The sequence below is a fragment of the Flavobacterium chungnamense genome (assembly GCF_039539165.1).
GTDB classification, from domain to species: domain Bacteria; phylum Bacteroidota; class Bacteroidia; order Flavobacteriales; family Flavobacteriaceae; genus Flavobacterium; species Flavobacterium chungnamense.
Genome location: NZ_BAABCS010000010.1, coordinates 75320 through 93073 on the forward strand (window position 1 = coordinate 75320; position 17754 = coordinate 93073).

Here is a 17754-nt window from a genome sequence, read left to right on the forward strand (position 1 = left end):
GTGAATAGTTTTATAATTCTATTTACTAATTACTTTTTTACTTATCACTCATCACTAATTACTGAAAAATGGATTTACTTCAAGCAATTCTTATTGCAATAGTAGAAGGATTAACAGAATATTTACCTGTATCTTCAACTGCTCACATGATTTTTACAAGTTCTTTCTTTGGTATTCAAGAAGATGATTTTGTAAAATTATTTCAAGTTTCAATTCAATTTGGTGCCATTCTAGCAGTTGTAGTTTTGTATTGGAAAAAGTTTTTTGACTTTACAAAAATCAATTTCTATATCAAATTGGCTTGTGCTGTAATTCCTGCATTGGTTCTAGGGAAAATATTTGATGATAAAATTGATGCCGTTCTAGGAAATCCTATTCCAATTGCTATAGTTTTAATTCTTGGCGGAATTGTTTTACTATTCATTGATGGACGATTTAATACTCCAACAGTTGCTAACGAAGAAGATATTACAATCAAAAAAGCCGTAACTATTGGTTTTTGGCAATGTTTAGCGATGATGCCAGGAACAAGTCGTTCTGCTGCTTCTATAATTGGCGGAATGCAACAAGGATTGACAAGAGAAACGGCAGCAGAATTTTCATTTTTTCTAGCCGTTCCAACGATGTTGGCTGTAACTACTTACTCGCTTTTCCTTAAAACTTATGAAGTTTCTCAATTGAAAGGTTACGAATTATTAACCCAATCAAGTGAGAATCTAAAATTGTTTCTAATAGGAAATATTGTTGCCTTTGTTGTTGCTGTTATTGCTATAAAATTCTTCATCGGAATCATTAAAAAATATGGTTTTAAACCTTGGGGTTACTACAGAATTATAGCTGGAATTATTTTATTGACCTATTTTTCTTTAAACAAATAAAAATTGAAAACAGCCGAAGATTTTCTTGAAGGTCAAATACTTTTAATTGACAAACCGTTGACTTGGAGTTCGTTTCAAGCGGTGAATAAATTAAAATACATTTTAAAAAGAAAATACGATTTACCAAAAAAATTCAAAATTGGTCATGCTGGAACGTTAGATCCGTTAGCTACTGGTTTATTGATAATTTGCACAGGAAAATTTACAAAAAGAATTACAGAAATTCAAGCACAAGCCAAAGAATATACTGGAACAATTACCGTTGGAGCAACAACACCAAGTTACGATTTAGAAACTGAAGTTGATGCTACTTTTCCAACCGAACATATTTCAGAAGCCTTAATTCTTGAAACAACCAAACAATTTCTTGGAGAAATAGATCAAAAACCACCTGTTTTTTCTGCTATCAAAAAAGATGGCAAACGATTATACGAACACGCTCGTGCAGGAGAAGATGTTGAAATTGCCTTTAGAAAAACAACCATTCATGATTTTGAAATTACAAGAATTGCTCTGCCAGAAATTGATTTCAGAGTAAAATGCAATAAAGGAACCTATATTCGTTCTTTAGCATTTGATTTTGGAATTGCATTAAATTCAGGTGCGCATTTAACAGCTTTACGAAGAACAAAAATTGGTGATTACGATGTAATTAATGGCGTTTCACCTGAAGCATTTGAAAATTAATTTATGAGAAAAATATTCTTTTTCCTTTTTACTTTTTTGTCAATAACCACTTTTTCACAAATACAAAAAGACACTATAATTGACAAAAAAAGTCATTTAGAATCTTACTTAGAACAAGAGAAATCAAAACCATTAAGTGAAAATGGTCAATTTTTTATTTTTGACATAAGTGTTCCTTTCAGAGGAAATGAAACTTATGGTGAAATTGATGAGAATGGAAATCGAAGTGACTATTGGTTTCTTCCTGATGGATTTGGAGCAAAATTTGGCTACGGAATTCATTTCAGTGAATGGATTGGACTAAGTTTAAACACAGGATTTGATGTCATTGCCCAACAAAAGCTATTCAGCGTTCCTGTTTATGCTTCGATAGTTTTAACACCAAGTGTTTCTTCTGAAAGTTCTATTTTATTACAATACGGTTTTGGAAAATCTTTCGCTATAGGACGCGGAAATCTCTCAGGTTATTATAACAAATTTAGAATTGGTTTTGGAGATGAAGAATTTCTATTTTTTGCTGACTTGAGTTTAAATGGTTTTAATGTGCGAAACATTGCAAACACTGGAAGTATCAGTTTGGGATTGACCATTCCAGTATTTAAATAATTGCTAACTAAAGTAACTCAACAATTTCTTTTTGAGTAGAAACTCCTTTGTCTTGTAAGTACCATTTCTGTAATTCAATTTTAGCAGTTTCATCAACAATTCCGTGAGCAGCTTTGTAATCTAAAATTAGTTGTTTAGCTGCTTTTGGTCGTGGTCCGAAATCATTTACAACTTCATTAGTAGCTTTATCGATAATGATTAACTTCGGAATTGATTTGGTTCCATTTGTCAAAAATAAATTCATTAAATCTTCATTATCGTCACGAAGCACAATTCTCAAATCTATATTCTCTGAAACTTCTGCCATTTTATTAATAACAGGAAGAATTTGAGCAGCATCACCACACCAACTTTCTGAAATAACCAACCAAGTATACTCTTTGGATAGCTTTTGTAAAACTGCTTTGACTTCATCAACAACTTGAGTGGTTTTATCCAATCGATGCAATCTTGCTTCGTTCAATTGCGTGTAATGTATTAGATCTTCTCTTTGTTCATGACCTGTAGTTTTAACTTCTTTAGCCAAATCAGTTACAAAATCTCTATATTCTTGGTATGAAAAACTAACTTTCAAGCTTTTCTCTATAATTGAATTCATTTTTGTTAAATTTATTCTGCAAAATTAGTTTTATTTTTACAAATGAAATGTAACAATAATTACACTGAGGCGTTATCTAAACAAAAAACAGGAATGGATTTACAGTCAAAATCAATTGGTTTAGCACTATCTGGCGGCGGTTCAAAAGGATTAGCTCATGCAGGTGCATTAAAATTTCTTGATGAACAAAATATCAAACCATCTCAAATTGCTGGTTCAAGTGCAGGTGCAATAGTTGGTGCGTTGTATGCTTGGGGCAAAACTCCTGAAGAAATTTTATCTTTTTTCAAATCAATTTATTTTTTTCACTGGAAACATTTTACCATCAAAAAAGCTGGAATTATTGATTCGGAATCTTTTAAAAAGTATTTTGAAGATATTTTTAAAGATTCCAAAATGAGTGATTTACCAATTCCAATGCACATTACGGCTACCGATATGGTAAAAGGCAAACTTAAAATTTTGAATAATAGTTCTCGAGTTGTAGATGCTGTTCTTGCTTCTTCGGCAGTTCCTGGTGTAATTTCTCCTTATATAATTAATGGAAATTTATATAGTGATGGCGGTATTTTAAATCATTTCCCGACAGATGTTTTGCAAGGAAGATGCGACAACATTATTGGTGTTTATGTTAGTCCGATACAAAAAATTGAAGCTAAAGATTTGAATTCTATTAAAGCAGTTACAACAAGAGCTTTTGATTTACTTTCTGCTAACTCCAATTTTCAGAAGTTTAATCATTGTGATTGGGTTATAGAACCTGAAGAGTTGGTGAGATTTAGTACTTTTGAAACCAATAAAACAAAAATGGATAAAATATTTGAAATTGGTTATCAAGCTGCAAAAAAATCATTTGAACAATTGAAGGATAATTTTTAATTTACTATTTCATAAAATCATATTATAACTATATTTGCACAAGAAATACACAACCTTGTTCAAAATAAATATCTACCAATGAAATACAAAAGAATACTTCTAAAACTGAGTGGTGAGGCATTAATGGGTGAAAGACAATATGGAATCGATCCTAAAATTCTATCCGAATATGCTGATGAGATTAAGCAAATTCACGACAAAGGTGTAGAAATTGCAATAGTTATTGGAGGTGGAAATATCTTTAGAGGTGTTGCCGGAGCAAGTAACGGAATGGACAGAGTACAAGGTGATTATATGGGAATGTTAGCAACCGTTATCAACGGAATGGCATTGCAAGGAGCATTAGAAGACAAAGGAATGTTGACTCGTTTACAAACAGCCTTAAAAATTGAAGCTATTGCAGAACCATACATAAAAAGAAGAGCTGTTCGTCATTTAGAAAAAGGAAGAATAGTTATTTTTGGAGCAGGAACAGGAAATCCTTACTTCACAACTGACACAGCTGCTGTTTTACGTGGAGTAGAAGTTCATGCAGATGTAATATTAAAAGGAACTAGAGTTGACGGCGTTTATACTGCTGATCCTGAAAAAGACAAATCGGCTGTAAAATTTGACTATATCTCATTTGAAGATGTACTTAAAAAAGGATTAAACGTAATGGATACAACTGCCTTTACTTTAAGTCAAGAAAACAAATTGCCAATCGTAGTATTTGACATGAACAAAAAAGGAAACTTACTAAAAATCTGCGAAGGCGAAAATGTTGGAACAGTAGTAAATATATAATTAGAAAACTTTTAGAATAAAATCTGAAATACAATGGAAGAAATTGACTTTATAATTGATGAAGCTAAAGAAGCAATGAATGGTTCTGTAGCACACTTAGAAAAATCTTTTTTAAATATTAGAGCTGGAAAAGCGTCTCCTCAAATGTTGGGTAGCGTTTTTGTTGACTATTATGGTTCACAAACGCCACTTTCACAGATTGCAAATGTAAGTGTTCCTGATGCTAGAACTATTACTATTCAACCATACGAAAAAAGCATGTTGCAACCAATTGAAAAAGCAATTATGATTGCCAATTTAGGTTTTAACCCAATGAATAATGGTGATTTAATTATCATAAGCGTTCCTCCACTTACAGAAGAGCGTCGTCGTGATTTAGTAAAACAAGCTAAAGCCGAAGCTGAAGAAGCAAAAATTGGTATTCGTAACCATAGAAAAGATGCCAATACAGATATCAAAAAACAAGAAAAAGAAGGTGTTTCTGAAGATGTTTGTAAAGTAGCGGAAGAAACTATACAAAAACTAACCGATAGTTTTATAAAAAAAGTAGAAGAGCATTTGGTTCAAAAAGAAGCTGAAATAATGAAAGTATAATTTTCGTTAAATGTATATTAAAATCCGTTCGATAGTTCGAGCGGATTTTTTTATTCCTACATTTGTCATAATTCTTTTACACGATTTAAACAAAATCATCTTAATGAGAAAATTTTGGGTTTTTCTATTTATTCTTTTTTGCAATTATGCTATTTCGCAAAAAATAATGCAAGGTCAAGTAATTGATTATGATACTACTGTACCAATTGCTTTTGCAAAAATCACTCACAACAACAAAACTATTTCATCCAATTGGGAAGGTAAATTTACTATTACAATAACCGATGATAAAAAACCAATAGTTGTCACGTACAAAGGATATTATGATAAAAATTATCATTTAACCGTTGGCGCCAAATTTCTAATTATAAAAATGGTAAATAATAATACCATGAAAGAGAAAGAAATTTTTTCGGAGAATCAAGTAAATCTTATCATCAAAAAAGTAATTGAAAACAAGAAAAGCAATCAACCTGAAAAAGCTTTAAATACTTTTGAATATAAAAATTACGAACACTTACTTGTAACTGCTAATCCAGATTCTATTTCTAGCAAAATTGATACGATATACAAAAAATCGCTTTTTGGAAGAAAGAAAATGCAATTTGATTCTACCAATTATAAATTTAAAAAACTAGTTGAAAACCAACATATTTATCAAACTGAGAAAGTAAATTTATTACAACACAACAATTCTGGCACCAAAGAGACTATAATTGCTTCGAGAATGGCTGGATTCAAAAAACCGCTTTATGAATATTTAGGATTAAATTTAGTATCTTATTCATTATATGAAAACAGCTTAGACATTCTTGAAATTCCTATTCGAAATCCAATTTCTAGTTATGGAAGAAAATTGTTTGTTTTTAAAATCATAGATACTGTAAAAATTCAAGATAGAACAGTTTACAGAATTTATTTTCAACCTAAAAAATTAAATTCCAACAAGTTAAGAGGATTACTTTTTGTTGATGCTGAAAATTTCGCCATTGCAAAAGCATTTTACAGAATTTACGGAATTGTAAATATTAATGCTACTTACACCTTTAATTATCTAAAAGATCATAAAGTTTGGTTTCCTGAAAAAAGAAAATTTATCGTTGTAAAAGGAAACAATAGTGAAGATTTAAAAGTTTTTGGAGGAACTATAAAATTCAATTCAAGCATTGAAGGTTTGCAAAAAGATGCTTCCGACCAAATGTATCTCAAACTAGAATCTACACCATACGATGTAAAAATAAATGAGGCGGTTTTCTTCAAAACACCAAGCATCAAAATTGATGTTCCTGAAGCTAGTATGTCTAAACCAGACTCATATTGGGAATCTTTAAAAAAGGACACTTTAGACAGAAGAAGATTGCGTACTTATACCAATCTAGATAGTTTGTCTTTAGCTGAAAACATTGAACAAAAAATCTTTTTAGGTAAAAAAATAATCAATGGTTATGTTCCAGTAAGTTTTGTCGATATAGACTTAAAAACGTTAATAAAATTCAACAATTATGAAGGTTTTAGATTAGGAATTGGTGGCGTTACAAACAATAAACTATCAGACAAATACAAAATCAGTGGCTACGTTGCTTACGGATTTAAAGATGATAAATTAAAATACGGAATAACACCTTCCTATTTACTAAACAAAGAGACCAATTCATGGGTTAGTGCTTCATATGTTGATGATTTGAGTGAAATTGGGCAAATTCAATTTGCTACTCAATCGCGTCGCTTTAAGATTTATGATCCACGACCAATAAATATTTCTACATTCTATAATCACAAAACCTATTCTACATTTATTGAAAGTAAATATGTTCCCAAAACGGACATTTATTTTGGTCTAGCTAGAACAGAAATTCAACCACTTTTTGGATATATTTATAATGTAAATGATAAATTGTATTCCAATTTTACTTTTACAACAGCACAGTTTGCAATACAATGGAGTCCTTTTAGTGGTTATATGCAAACCTCATCTGGACGACTTGAAATTGAAAAAAGATTCCCAAAATTCTCTTTTCAATTTACAAAATCATTTGAAAACATTCTCGACAGCGATTTTGACTTTTCAAAAATAGATTTGCGTATTACTCACGAAATTCCATTTCTTTCTGGACAAAATACATCTTTAATTTTTCAAAGCGGATTTGCTTTTGGAAACGTTCCATTGACGCATTTATATAGTATTGCGCCAAATAATTTAAATCGTGAAACGTTGTTTAAACGAATCACCTTTGCCGGAAAAAACAGTTTTGAAACCATGTTTTTCAATGAATTTTTCTCTAGTAAATATGTGAGCTTTCATGTAAAACATACTTTCAATAAAGTGAAATTAGCTTATAAAATAAAACCACTAATTTCTGTTGTAACACGAATGGCTTGGGGTGAAATGGACAAACCAGAACAACACATCGGACTACAATACAAAACTATGGAGCGAGGCTTTTTTGAAAGTGGCGTTGAAGTCAACCAAATTTTCAAAGGATTAGGCTTGACCTTTTTTGTGAGATATGGTCCGAATGCTTTGCCAAAATTTGAAGATAATTTTGCCTTGAAACTGAGTTATATATTGGATTTAGGGTTTTAAGATTATGGCTTAATAATCAAAACCGAAGGAATATTACTTAACCAAACACTTTGAGAATCAACAAGATTTTTCCAACTTTCTAAGGAAATAATCATTAAATCTTGTTTTAATAAAAACCCTGCTTTCATTTGACTTTCATCAATCGTTGCAGTTTTTTCAGGATAGGATTTTTCTAAAGCAGTAATAGCATTTTCAATTACAAAATTGTTTTTTACCTGATTGTTAATGTCTAAAATTGTAACTTTAGAATCGTTATTGTAAACTAATTTTTGAGCATATTCAATCAAAAAGGTGTCTTCTGTGCCAAATATTGGTAAGAAAATCTCATCTACTTTTACTAAATCTTTATCAATTAAAATCCCAAGCGGCTTTTTAGTTTTAGAAATTACTAAACGAGTTCTATCATCAAATGGAGAATTTTCGAACAACCCTTCTTTTCCTGTAAACTTATCTAACAAACGATCTGGATTGATGATTCGAGTTGTAAATCCAAGTACTTTCCCAAGAAAAGAACCCTCAAAAATAGACTTCCCTAAACCTACTAAAACCAAATCATATCCTCCTCTAACAGCAATGTCTGCAATATCTGTTTCAATATCTATAGTTGATTTAAAAATTGTTGTCAATTCTTGATTTAAAATTTTTGACTCATCAAGAATAGGTTCAAAAGTTTCTTTTTCATATTCCTCAAGATTGTAGGAGTGAACTTCATCACTCAAAGACAAATGCAAAGCGGTTACATTAGAATTTTCTTTTTGCTTTTTAATGAAACTATTTGCCAAACGAAGCAGTGATTTTCCTTTTTCATTATTTCCAAATGAAATTAAAATCTTGAAACTACTATTGCTAATTTCGTTTGGGATAATAACCTCTCTTCTTTTGAAAAAATAATTAATAACATCAATCGCCGGACCTGTCATAAAAGTGGTAAATAATGCCATGATTACCATCATCGTAAAAACTTCCGCTGAAAGAACTCCTAAATCGTAACCAATATTAAGAACAACTAATTCCATCAGTCCACGAGTATTCATTAACGCGCCAATGGTTAAACTATCTCGCCAATTCTGCCCAACAAACCTTGCTGCTAAAGCACTTCCAACAAATTTTCCAACAACTGCCACAAGGATTATTAATCCGGTAATTTTCCACAAATAGGGGTCATTGATTAAGCCAATTTGTGTACGCAAGCCTGTAAAAACAAAGAATAATGGAAGCAATAAAATCAAGGCAACATCTTCTACTTTCTCAATAAAAATCTTTCTAATATTTATAATGTCGGGCATAATTGCTCCTGTCATAAATGCACCAAAAAGTGCATGAATTCCAATAATTTCAGTTAAATAAGAGGAAATAATTAAAGTTAAAAGAAAAATAGCAACAACTGGTTTGCTTAAATTATCTCTTTTCGCATATAAATCTCCAATTTTTTTGAGGAAAGGTTTAACCACAAAAAGCATCATTAGAACATAAACCGTTGCTAATAAAATAATATAAAGAGAACTAACAAAAGTACCAGCTTTTACAATTGCTATAACAGCAGCTAACAAACACCATGCTGTAATATCATCGGCTGCAGCACAGGTAATAACAATTGTTCCGAGTTTGGTTTTATGAATTCCTCTCTCTTGAACAATTCTTGCTAAAACAGGAAATGCTGTTATACTCATTGCAATTCCCATAAACAAACTAAAAGACAAAAACTCAATGCCTTCTGGAGCAAATTTATGATAGATAAAATAAGATAATCCTATACCTAGAGCAAAAGGAAACACAATACTTGCATGACTTATAACAACTGCTTCGTTGGCTTTGTTTTTTAAGACTTTCAAATCAAGCTCCATTCCTATTACAAACATGAAAAGAATCAAACCAATTTGACTTAAAAACTGTAAATTCCCTAACGATTCAACAGGGAAAAGCATAGCAGAATATTCTGGCATGTACATTCCAACTACAGATGGACCAAGAAAAATTCCTGCAATGATTTCACCAATAACGCTTGGTTGACCAATTTTTCTAAAAATCCAACCAAAAAATCTTGCTACAATAATTATCGTTATAATTTGTAATAATAAAATAGCTAATGGATGTTCAAGATTGTGAACTAATGAATTAAGAAATTGTCCGAAAAGACTATCACTTGAAGTTTTAGCAATAACATTTCTCCCTATTTCCAATGACTTGCCTTTGGAGACAATCCAAAACATAAGCGCAATAAATCCGCCTGTTACACCAAAGTAGAATAATGCATTCTTAAAGTTTTTCATTCTTGTCCAAAGCTTTTTTTAAAGATACAAATATGGTAAAAAGTTAATCATAAATTGTAAAATGGATATAAAATTAATATAAAATTAAAATTTATAAAATTTATACCTATTTTCACTTAAAAGATGACTATAAGTTCTTTTGTTTTAAGCGGTTTTCACTACCTTTGCACTCGTTTTTAAATCTTCAAATGAAAAAAATATCAGGTATAGGTTTTTGGGAATTAATTGCCCGAATTATCATCAGAAATAGAATTTTACTAATATGTTTAGTTGTATTGATTACAATTCTAATGGCTTTTCAGTGGAAAGATTTGAAATTTACTCATACAGAAGCCAACTTAATTCCTGCCGATGATAAAGTAAATGTTGACTATAATAGTTTTCTAAAAAACTTTGGTGAAGAAGGAAATCTTATAGTTATTGCTACAAAAGATAAAAAATTATTTACTCCTGAAATTTATAAAAAATGGAGTGAATTAATGCATCAAATCAAATCCGACAAAGAAATTGAATTGGTAATCACCGTTGATAATCTTCAAAAACTTACCAAAAACGATTCGTCACAAACATTTGAACTAAAACCTTTAGTTGATCAATCAAAAACGCTTGACGAAAATTATTTAAAACAAATTAAATCAGAATTGTTTAACAAAATGCCTTTTTATGAAGGTTTATTGTTTAATAAAAAATCAGGTGCCATTCGTTCAGCAGTTTATTTAGACAAAAAAATTGTAAATACCATTGCAAGAAAAGAATATGTTTTACATAATCTGATTCCGAAATTAAATAAATTTAAAGACGAAACAGGAATTGAATTGCATACTTCGGGAATGCCTTATATTAGAACGTTAAACGCCAAAACCATAGTTGACGAAATTGGAATATTCATTGGTGCAGCTTTACTGATTACCTCCTTAATTTTCTTCTTTTTCTTCCGTTCGTTTAGAGCTACTTTAATTTCATTAGTAATAGTAATTATTGGTGTAATGTGGTCTTTTGGAATCATTGCACTAATGGGTTATGAAATCACTGTTTTAACTGCTTTAGTTCCAACTTTAGTAATTGTAATTGGAATTCCGAATTGTATCTTCTTCATCAATAAATACCATCAAGAATATCAAAAACACGCCAATAAAGCCAAAGCGCTTCAACGTGTAATTACAAAAACTGGAACGGCAACGTTGATGACCAATTTAACTACTGCATTTGGTTTTGCTACTTTTATTGCTACAAATAACACGTTGTTATCAGAATTTGGAGTAGTAACATCAATCAATATCATCGCTATTTATTTACTTTGTTTGATTATAATCCCAATTTTCTTTAGTTACATTCCTGCACCTATTCCAAGACATCTTGGGCATTTAGAACGAGAATACTTAACTTCTTTCATGAATTGGATTGTTCGAACTGTAAAATTCAATCGTGTTGGGGTTTATGTAACTTCTGTAATTCTTTTAGTTTTTGGAATCATCGGAATTTATGAAATTCGAATTTCGGGAAGTATTATTGAGGACATGCCTAAAAAGTCGGCTTTCTTTGACGACATTCGTTTCTTTGAAAAAGAATTTGATGGTGTTATGCCATTAGAAATAATGATTGACACCAAAAAGAAAAATGGCGCCATGAAGTTGACCAATTTGCGAAGAATGGAAGATTTGGAAGAAACCATTACGGATATTCCTGAACTTTCTAAACCATTGTCTATTGTTAATGTTGCCAAAAGTTTCAACCAAGCTTACTATAACGGAAATCCTGATTTTTATACATTACCTTCTCCAAATGAAGAATTTGCGTTATTGCCATACATTAAAAACTCTCTTAAAAATTCGAAAGACAATCAATTGAAAAGTTACATTTCTGATGATGGAAGTGTAGCCAGAATCACCACCTTCATTAAAGACGAAAATGGTGAAAAGATGAAATCAATCGAAACGCAATTGAGAAATAAAATCAACAAAATATTTCCATCACCAAAATATGAAGTTATAATCACTGGAAAATCATTAGTTTTCCAAAAAGGAACTAAATATTTGTTAGACAATTTATTATCATCATTATTGTTTGCGTTTTTAATTACAGCAGGATTGGTGGCAATAATGTTCCGATCTTTCAAAATGGTTTTAGTATCTATTATTCCAAATTTATTACCACTTTTAATGACAGCAGGTTTGATGGGATTTTTAGGAATTCCTTTAAAACCATCAACAATATTAGTTTTCGGAATTGCTTTTGGAATGTCAGTTGATGATACCTTACGATTCTTAGCACAATACCGATTGGAACTTTCAAGAAACGATTGGAAGATAAAAAAATCTGTTTTTGCGACCTTTGACGATGCCGGAATCAGTATGTTTTATACATCAATCGTATTATTCTTTGGATTTTCCGTATTCATGTTATCAAGTTTTGGTGGAACGATTGCTCTTGGTGGATTGGTAGCTTTAACGCTATTTTTCGGAATGTTATCCAATTTAGTTTTGCTTCCATCATTAGTATTAACTTTGAACAAAACATTGGCAAACGAACAAGAGTTAAAAACTCCAATTATAGACATCTTAGAACACACTGACGAAGAATTGGACGAATTAGAAAAGAAAAATAATTAATTTATATTTGCATAAGATATCTAATATCTAATATTTAAAATCTAATATTAAAATGAAACATACAAAAGTTAAAGACTTATTAAGTAGTTCTAAAGCGAATTATGAAGTAAATGCAAAAGGTTGGGTTAGAACTTTTAGAAACAATCAATTTATAGCGTTGAACGATGGTTCGACAATTAATAATATTCAATGTGTAGTCGATTTTGAAAACACATCTGAAGAAACATTAAAAAGAATTACAACTGGAGCAGCAATTTCTGTAACTGGAGCTTTGGTTGAAAGTCAAGGTGCAGGACAGAAATATGAAATTCAAGTTTCTAAATTAGAAATTCTTGGCGATTGCGATGCAGAAAAATTTCCGATACAACCAAAGAACAAACCTAGTTTAGATTTTCTTCGTGAAAACGCACATTTACGTACTCGAACTAACATGTTTGGTGCTATTATGAGAGTTCGTTCGGTTCTTGCTCATGCCGTTCACACCTATTTTCAAGAAAAAGGTTTTGTATATGTAAACACGCCAATCATAACAGGTTCAGATGCTGAAGGTGCAGGAGAAATGTTTAAAGTTACAGCTTTACCATTTGACAATACACCAAGAACAGAAGACGGTAAAGTAGATTATAAAGAAGATTTCTTCGGAAAAGAAACTAATCTTACTGTGTCAGGTCAATTAGAAGGAGAAACTTTCGCAATGGCTTTGGGACAAATTTATACATTCGGACCAACATTTAGAGCTGAAAATTCTAATACTTCGCGTCACCTTGCTGAGTTTTGGATGATTGAACCAGAAGTTGCCTTCAATGATTTAGACGACAACATGGATTTGGCAGAAGATTTTATCCAATACGTAATTAAATATACGATGGATAAATGCCCTGAAGATTTAAAATTTTTAGAAGGACGTTTATTAGACGAAGAAAAATCAAAACCACAAGCGGAACGCAGCGAAATGGCTTTGTTAGATAAATTAAATTTCGTTTTAGAAAACAATTTCAAACGTGTTTCTTATACTGAAGCAATAGAAATTTTAAGAGATTCAACTCCAAATAAAAAGAAAAAATTCAATTATATTATAAACGAATGGGGTGCAGATTTACAAAGTGAGCACGAAAGATATTTAGTTGAAAAACATTTTAAATGTCCGGTAATTTTGTTTGATTATCCAGCTAACATCAAAGCATTTTATATGCGTTTGAACGAAGATGGAAAAACCGTTCGTGCAATGGATATTTTGTTCCCAGGAATTGGAGAAATCGTTGGTGGTTCGCAAAGAGAAGAACGCTACGATGTTTTAGTTGAAAAAATGAAAGCATTAGGAATTGACGAAGAAGAACTTTGGTGGTATCTAGATACGAGAAGATTTGGTTCTGCAGTTCACTCAGGTTTCGGATTAGGATTTGAAAGATTAGTACTGTTCGTAACAGGAATGTCTAATATTAGAGACGTAATTCCTTTCCCAAGAACACCACAAAACGCAGAATTCTAAGACACTGAAATTTGCCGCGAAGACACAAAGACACAAAGATTTAATTGATTTGTGCCTAACTATTTTATAAGCCAATAACATTTTTATATATGCCATCAGAAAGAATTGAAGAAATAGCGAGAGTTATTGTGAACTCAGCATTTAAAGTACACAAAGAACTTGGACCAGGATTGTTAGAAAAAATTTATGAAGCCTGTCTTGCTTATGAAATTGAAAAAGCAGGATTAATTGTAAAAAGACAAGTTGATATTCCAATTATATATGACGGAATACAATTGAATGAAAAATTAAGATTAGATTTGATTGTTGAAAATCTTGTCATTATTGAAACTAAAGCAGTTGAGATTATAAATCCTGTGTATTATTAGCCACTTAAGATTAACAAATAATGAATTAGGATTTTTAATTAATTTTAATGTTCCATTAATTAAGAATGGAATAAAAAGATTTATAAACACAAAAAAGTAGCCACAAAGGCGCTAAGACACAAAGAAAAAGTTTAAATTTTAACCTTTTCTATATTTTTTTTAAATAAAAAACTTTGTGCCCTAGTGTCTTCGTGGCAAGAAAAACAAAAAAATTAGTGACTTAAAATGTTAAAGCAAAACTTACAATTCAAATTATCTCAAAAATTATCTCCTCAACAAATTCAGTTGATGAAGTTGATTCAATTGCCTACTTTGGCTTTTGAGCAACGATTATTGGAGGAAATGAATGAGAATCCGGCATTAGAAACGGGTAAAGATGAAGAAGAAGTTTATGAAAAGGATGAACTTGACAACAATGACGAATATGATGATTATGAAGGAAGTGATAACATTGAAGCTGATGACATCAACATCGATGAATATTTAAGTGACGACGATACACCAGATTACAAACTTCAATCAAATAATTATAGTGACGACGACGATGATCGCGAAAGCCCATTTGCTGCGCCAGTAAGTTTTCATCAAGATTTAATTAATCAATTGAATACTTTTATACTTACTGATGAGCAAAGAGATATTGCCGAATTCCTTGTTGGAAGTATTGATGATGATGGTTATTTAAGACGTGACATTCAAGATATCGTTGACGATATGGCTTTTACTCAAGGTGTTTATACTGATGAAAAAATGGTTGAAAAAATGTTGCATATCATTCACGAATTAGAACCTGCTGGAGTTGGTGCTCGTGACTTACAAGAATGTTTGCTATTGCAATTGAAACATAAAACTCCTACAGAATATGTTGATTTAGCCATTGACATCATCGGAAATCAATTTGATGCATTTACTAAAAAACATTACGACAAATTATTATATAAATACGGAATCTCTCAAGATCATTTGAAGAAAACAATTCATGAAATTGAAAAATTAAACCCAAAACCAGGAGGTTCGTTTACAGGAAATAATAAAGTTACCGAAAATATTGTTCCCGATTTCGCCATCAGAATTAACGATGGTGAATTAGAATTAACTTTAAATGGACGAAATGCTCCATCATTGCACGTTTCAAAAGATTATCAAGAAATGATGCAAACGTATAAAAATTCGAGAGACAAATCGAATTCCCAAAAAGATGCCGTACAGTTTATTAAGCAAAAATTGGATTCTGCTAAATGGTTTATTGATGCTATAAAACAACGTCAGGAAACACTATTTGTTACCATGAATGCCATCATGCATTTTCAACAAGAATATTTCCTTGATGGAGAAGAAACTTCAATGAAACCCATGATTCTGAAGGATATTGCTGATATGGTTGGTCTTGATATTTCAACTGTTTCTCGTGTGGCAAATAGCAAATATGTTGACACGCCTTATGGTACAAAATTGATAAAAGAATTCTTCTCTGAAGCCATGAAAAATGATCAAGGTGAAGATGTTTCTACTTTAGAAATCAAAAAAATTCTTCAAAATACTATTGAAGAAGAAGACAAAAGCAAACCACTTCCAGACGATCAATTAGCCGAAATTTTGAAAGAAAAAGGTTATCCTATTGCTAGGAGAACTATTGCAAAATATCGTGAGCAATTAGATATTCCTGTGGCTCGAATGAGAAAGAAGATTTAATTCAAAAAATCTTATATTTGTTTATCAAATAAATCATTTTGAAAAAAATACTTCCTTTTTTTTCGTACCTCTTCCATCCTATTTTCATTCCGATATTGGGTACGGTTTTTTATATACTTTTTGGAGGTAATTATTACATAACTGAACAATATTATTTGCTGTTGCTTCAAGTAATTATAATTACATTTTTCCTTCCACTATCTTTCTTTTATTTACTTAGAACATTTGGAAAAGTAGATACTATAATGCTCTCTGACTTGTCGCAAAGAAAAATTCCGTTGTTAATGCAAATGATTTTAACTGCAGTTTTAATTCAGAAAAGTGTTACTATAGAACAATTTCCTGAATTGTATTTTTTCTTTCTTGGAGGAATTGGTAGCACCTTTATTGCCTTCGCATTAATTTTTGTCAAAATCAAAGCAAGCATTCATATGATTGCAATGAGTGCGCTTAGTTTTTTTGTAATTGGATTGAGCATGCATAATGAGTTAAACATCATTTATACCATTGCATCATTGTTTTTAATAACAGGGATTGTTGCTTCATCGAGATTAGTAATGAAAGCTCACACAATAGAAGAGTTAATTATTGGATATGTTTCAGGCATGTTGCCTCAAATCTTAATGTGGATTTTGTGGCTATAAAATATAAAATTGTAACCCAAGGTTAAAAGTGGTCATTTTTATATCTTCACCATTAATTTTTGCCGATTTATAGATTGGACTTAATCCGTAATAAGCATAAAAATTCCAAGTATTCCATCCAGCTGCCATATAACAACCATATTGGAATTTATTCAAATCAGTATTAGACTTGTAAACTTTTGTTTGAACGTCATTCACAAATTTGTATCTATCACCAATTAAATAACTCAATTTGAAACCTGTATAAATTCTCCAAAATCTATGAGAATCTGGTGTTGAAGAACGCCATCTAAATTCAATTGGTAAATCTAAATAATTTAGTGAAGTTTTATTCTTGTCATAATAAATATCAGACGACAATATTTCATAAGTGTTTTCAGTTTTACCAGCAACTTCTAATCTATTTTGATATAAATTATCGTTATAAATATTTAAAGAATAACCCAATCCAGCTGCAATTGCAATAGTTCTGTTTTTATTAATTGGCATGTCTCTCAAAAAACCAATACAGAAACCTGAAGAAAATTTGTTTTGATTAATTCCGTTTAAATTTTTCAAACTGTTGTAAGTAAAATTCAAATAAAATTGATCTTCTCTGTATAAAGAATCTACAACTTTTTTTTCCACAACTTCTTCTTGCGCAAAAGCACTAAAAAAGAAAAATAAAGTTAGTATGGAAAAATAAAATCGCATAAACTGAGAATTATTTTGATTAGGATATTGAATTTGAAAACTTACTTTAATTAATTTTTAGCAACTAAAATAAGATTTGAACTGCTCTTTAATTAATTTTTTCTAAAAATTTAAAAAAACATCTTAGCAACTAAAATGGGATTCGAACTCCTGCTTTAATTAATTTTTTCTAAAAATTTAAAAAAACATCTTAGCAACTAAAATGGGATTCGAACTCTTTTTAATTAATTTTTTCTAAAAATTTAAAAACTTCTTAGCAGAGAGGATGGGATTCGAACCCACGATACAGTTACCCATATACAAACTTTCCAGGCTTGCTCCTTCAACCACTCGGACACCTCTCTAATTGTTGTACAAAGAACAATAAAAATTAGCAA

15 protein-coding genes and 1 tRNA gene are annotated in these 17754 nt (G+C 30.8%); 12 read left to right on the forward strand and 4 right to left on the reverse strand.

Annotation, left to right across the window (positions count from 1 at the left end):
• The first annotated feature begins 68 nt into the window (after positions 1 to 68).
• Genes ABD771_RS05725 through ABD771_RS05735 form a run of 3 tightly spaced genes read left to right on the forward strand, consistent with a single transcriptional unit; the run spans position 69 to position 2171 of the window.
• Positions 69 to 878: an undecaprenyl-diphosphate phosphatase gene (locus tag ABD771_RS05725; protein ID WP_345091915.1), complete on the forward strand. Its 810-nt coding sequence runs from the start codon at positions 69 to 71 to the stop codon at positions 876 to 878.
• A gap of 3 nt (positions 879 to 881) precedes the next feature.
• Positions 882 to 1565: a tRNA pseudouridine(55) synthase TruB gene (gene truB / locus ABD771_RS05730; protein ID WP_345091918.1), complete on the forward strand. Its 684-nt coding sequence runs from the start codon at positions 882 to 884 to the stop codon at positions 1563 to 1565.
• 3 nt (positions 1566 to 1568) lie between these two features.
• The gene (locus ABD771_RS05735; RefSeq protein WP_345091921.1) at positions 1569 to 2171 is read left to right on the forward strand and encodes a hypothetical protein; all 603 of its coding nucleotides are present in this window, start codon (positions 1569 to 1571) and stop codon (positions 2169 to 2171) included.
• Between the two features lie 7 nt (positions 2172 to 2178).
• Here the strand turns inward: ABD771_RS05735 and ABD771_RS05740 are convergent, their stop codons facing one another.
• Entirely contained in the window at positions 2179 to 2769 is a 591-nt protein-coding gene (locus ABD771_RS05740; RefSeq protein WP_345091925.1) for a thioredoxin family protein, read from the reverse strand.
• A 93-nt stretch (positions 2770 to 2862) separates the two neighbouring features.
• Between ABD771_RS05740 and ABD771_RS05745 the strand changes: the two genes are divergently transcribed.
• The 4 genes from ABD771_RS05745 to ABD771_RS05760 all read left to right on the forward strand — a co-directional run bounded on the left by ABD771_RS05745 (position 2863) and on the right by ABD771_RS05760 (position 7612).
• On the forward strand, positions 2863 to 3648 hold the full coding sequence (locus tag ABD771_RS05745) for a patatin-like phospholipase family protein (RefSeq protein ID WP_345092106.1): 786 nt from the start codon (positions 2863 to 2865) through the stop codon (positions 3646 to 3648).
• Positions 3649 to 3726: 78 nt separating this feature from the next.
• Positions 3727 to 4434: a UMP kinase gene (gene pyrH / locus ABD771_RS05750; RefSeq protein ID WP_345091927.1), complete on the forward strand. Its 708-nt coding sequence runs from the start codon at positions 3727 to 3729 to the stop codon at positions 4432 to 4434.
• 33 nt (positions 4435 to 4467) lie between these two features.
• Positions 4468 to 5028, forward strand: coding sequence for a ribosome recycling factor (gene frr, locus ABD771_RS05755; RefSeq protein WP_345091930.1), 561 nt, complete (start codon positions 4468 to 4470; stop codon positions 5026 to 5028).
• 103 nt (positions 5029 to 5131) lie between these two features.
• On the forward strand, positions 5132 to 7612 hold the full coding sequence (locus ABD771_RS05760; RefSeq protein WP_345091933.1) for a DUF5686 family protein: 2481 nt from the start codon (positions 5132 to 5134) through the stop codon (positions 7610 to 7612).
• 2 nt (positions 7613 to 7614) lie between these two features.
• Here the strand turns inward: ABD771_RS05760 and ABD771_RS05765 are convergent, their stop codons facing one another.
• Complete coding sequence (locus ABD771_RS05765; protein ID WP_345091935.1) at positions 7615 to 9882, reverse strand: cation:proton antiporter; 2268 nt, start codon at positions 9880 to 9882, stop codon at positions 7615 to 7617.
• A gap of 188 nt (positions 9883 to 10070) precedes the next feature.
• Between ABD771_RS05765 and ABD771_RS05770 the strand changes: the two genes are divergently transcribed.
• The 5 genes from ABD771_RS05770 to ABD771_RS05795 all read left to right on the forward strand — a co-directional run bounded on the left by ABD771_RS05770 (position 10071) and on the right by ABD771_RS05795 (position 16684).
• Positions 10071 to 12491: an efflux RND transporter permease subunit gene (locus ABD771_RS05770; RefSeq protein WP_345091937.1), complete on the forward strand. Its 2421-nt coding sequence runs from the start codon at positions 10071 to 10073 to the stop codon at positions 12489 to 12491.
• Between the two features lie 52 nt (positions 12492 to 12543).
• A complete protein-coding gene (asnS, locus tag ABD771_RS05775) occupies positions 12544 to 13980 on the forward strand; it encodes an asparagine--tRNA ligase (RefSeq protein ID WP_345091939.1) in 1437 nt (478 codons plus the stop codon).
• Positions 13981 to 14069: 89 nt separating this feature from the next.
• On the forward strand, positions 14070 to 14348 hold the full coding sequence (locus tag ABD771_RS05780; RefSeq protein WP_345091942.1) for a GxxExxY protein: 279 nt from the start codon (positions 14070 to 14072) through the stop codon (positions 14346 to 14348).
• 225 nt (positions 14349 to 14573) lie between these two features.
• Positions 14574 to 16040, forward strand: a complete 1467-nt coding sequence (rpoN, locus tag ABD771_RS05790; RefSeq protein ID WP_345091945.1) for an RNA polymerase factor sigma-54 — start codon at positions 14574 to 14576, stop codon at positions 16038 to 16040.
• 38 nt (positions 16041 to 16078) lie between these two features.
• Positions 16079 to 16684: a hypothetical protein gene (locus ABD771_RS05795; protein WP_345091948.1), complete on the forward strand. Its 606-nt coding sequence runs from the start codon at positions 16079 to 16081 to the stop codon at positions 16682 to 16684.
• Here the strand turns inward: ABD771_RS05795 and ABD771_RS05800 are convergent.
• Entirely contained in the window at positions 16679 to 17377 is a 699-nt protein-coding gene (locus tag ABD771_RS05800) for a porin family protein (protein WP_345091951.1), read from the reverse strand. The genes ABD771_RS05795 and ABD771_RS05800 overlap by 6 nt on opposite strands.
• Positions 17378 to 17634: 257 nt before the next feature.
• Positions 17635 to 17721, reverse strand: a tRNA-Ser gene (locus ABD771_RS05805).
• Positions 17722 to 17754: the final 33 nt, after the last annotated feature.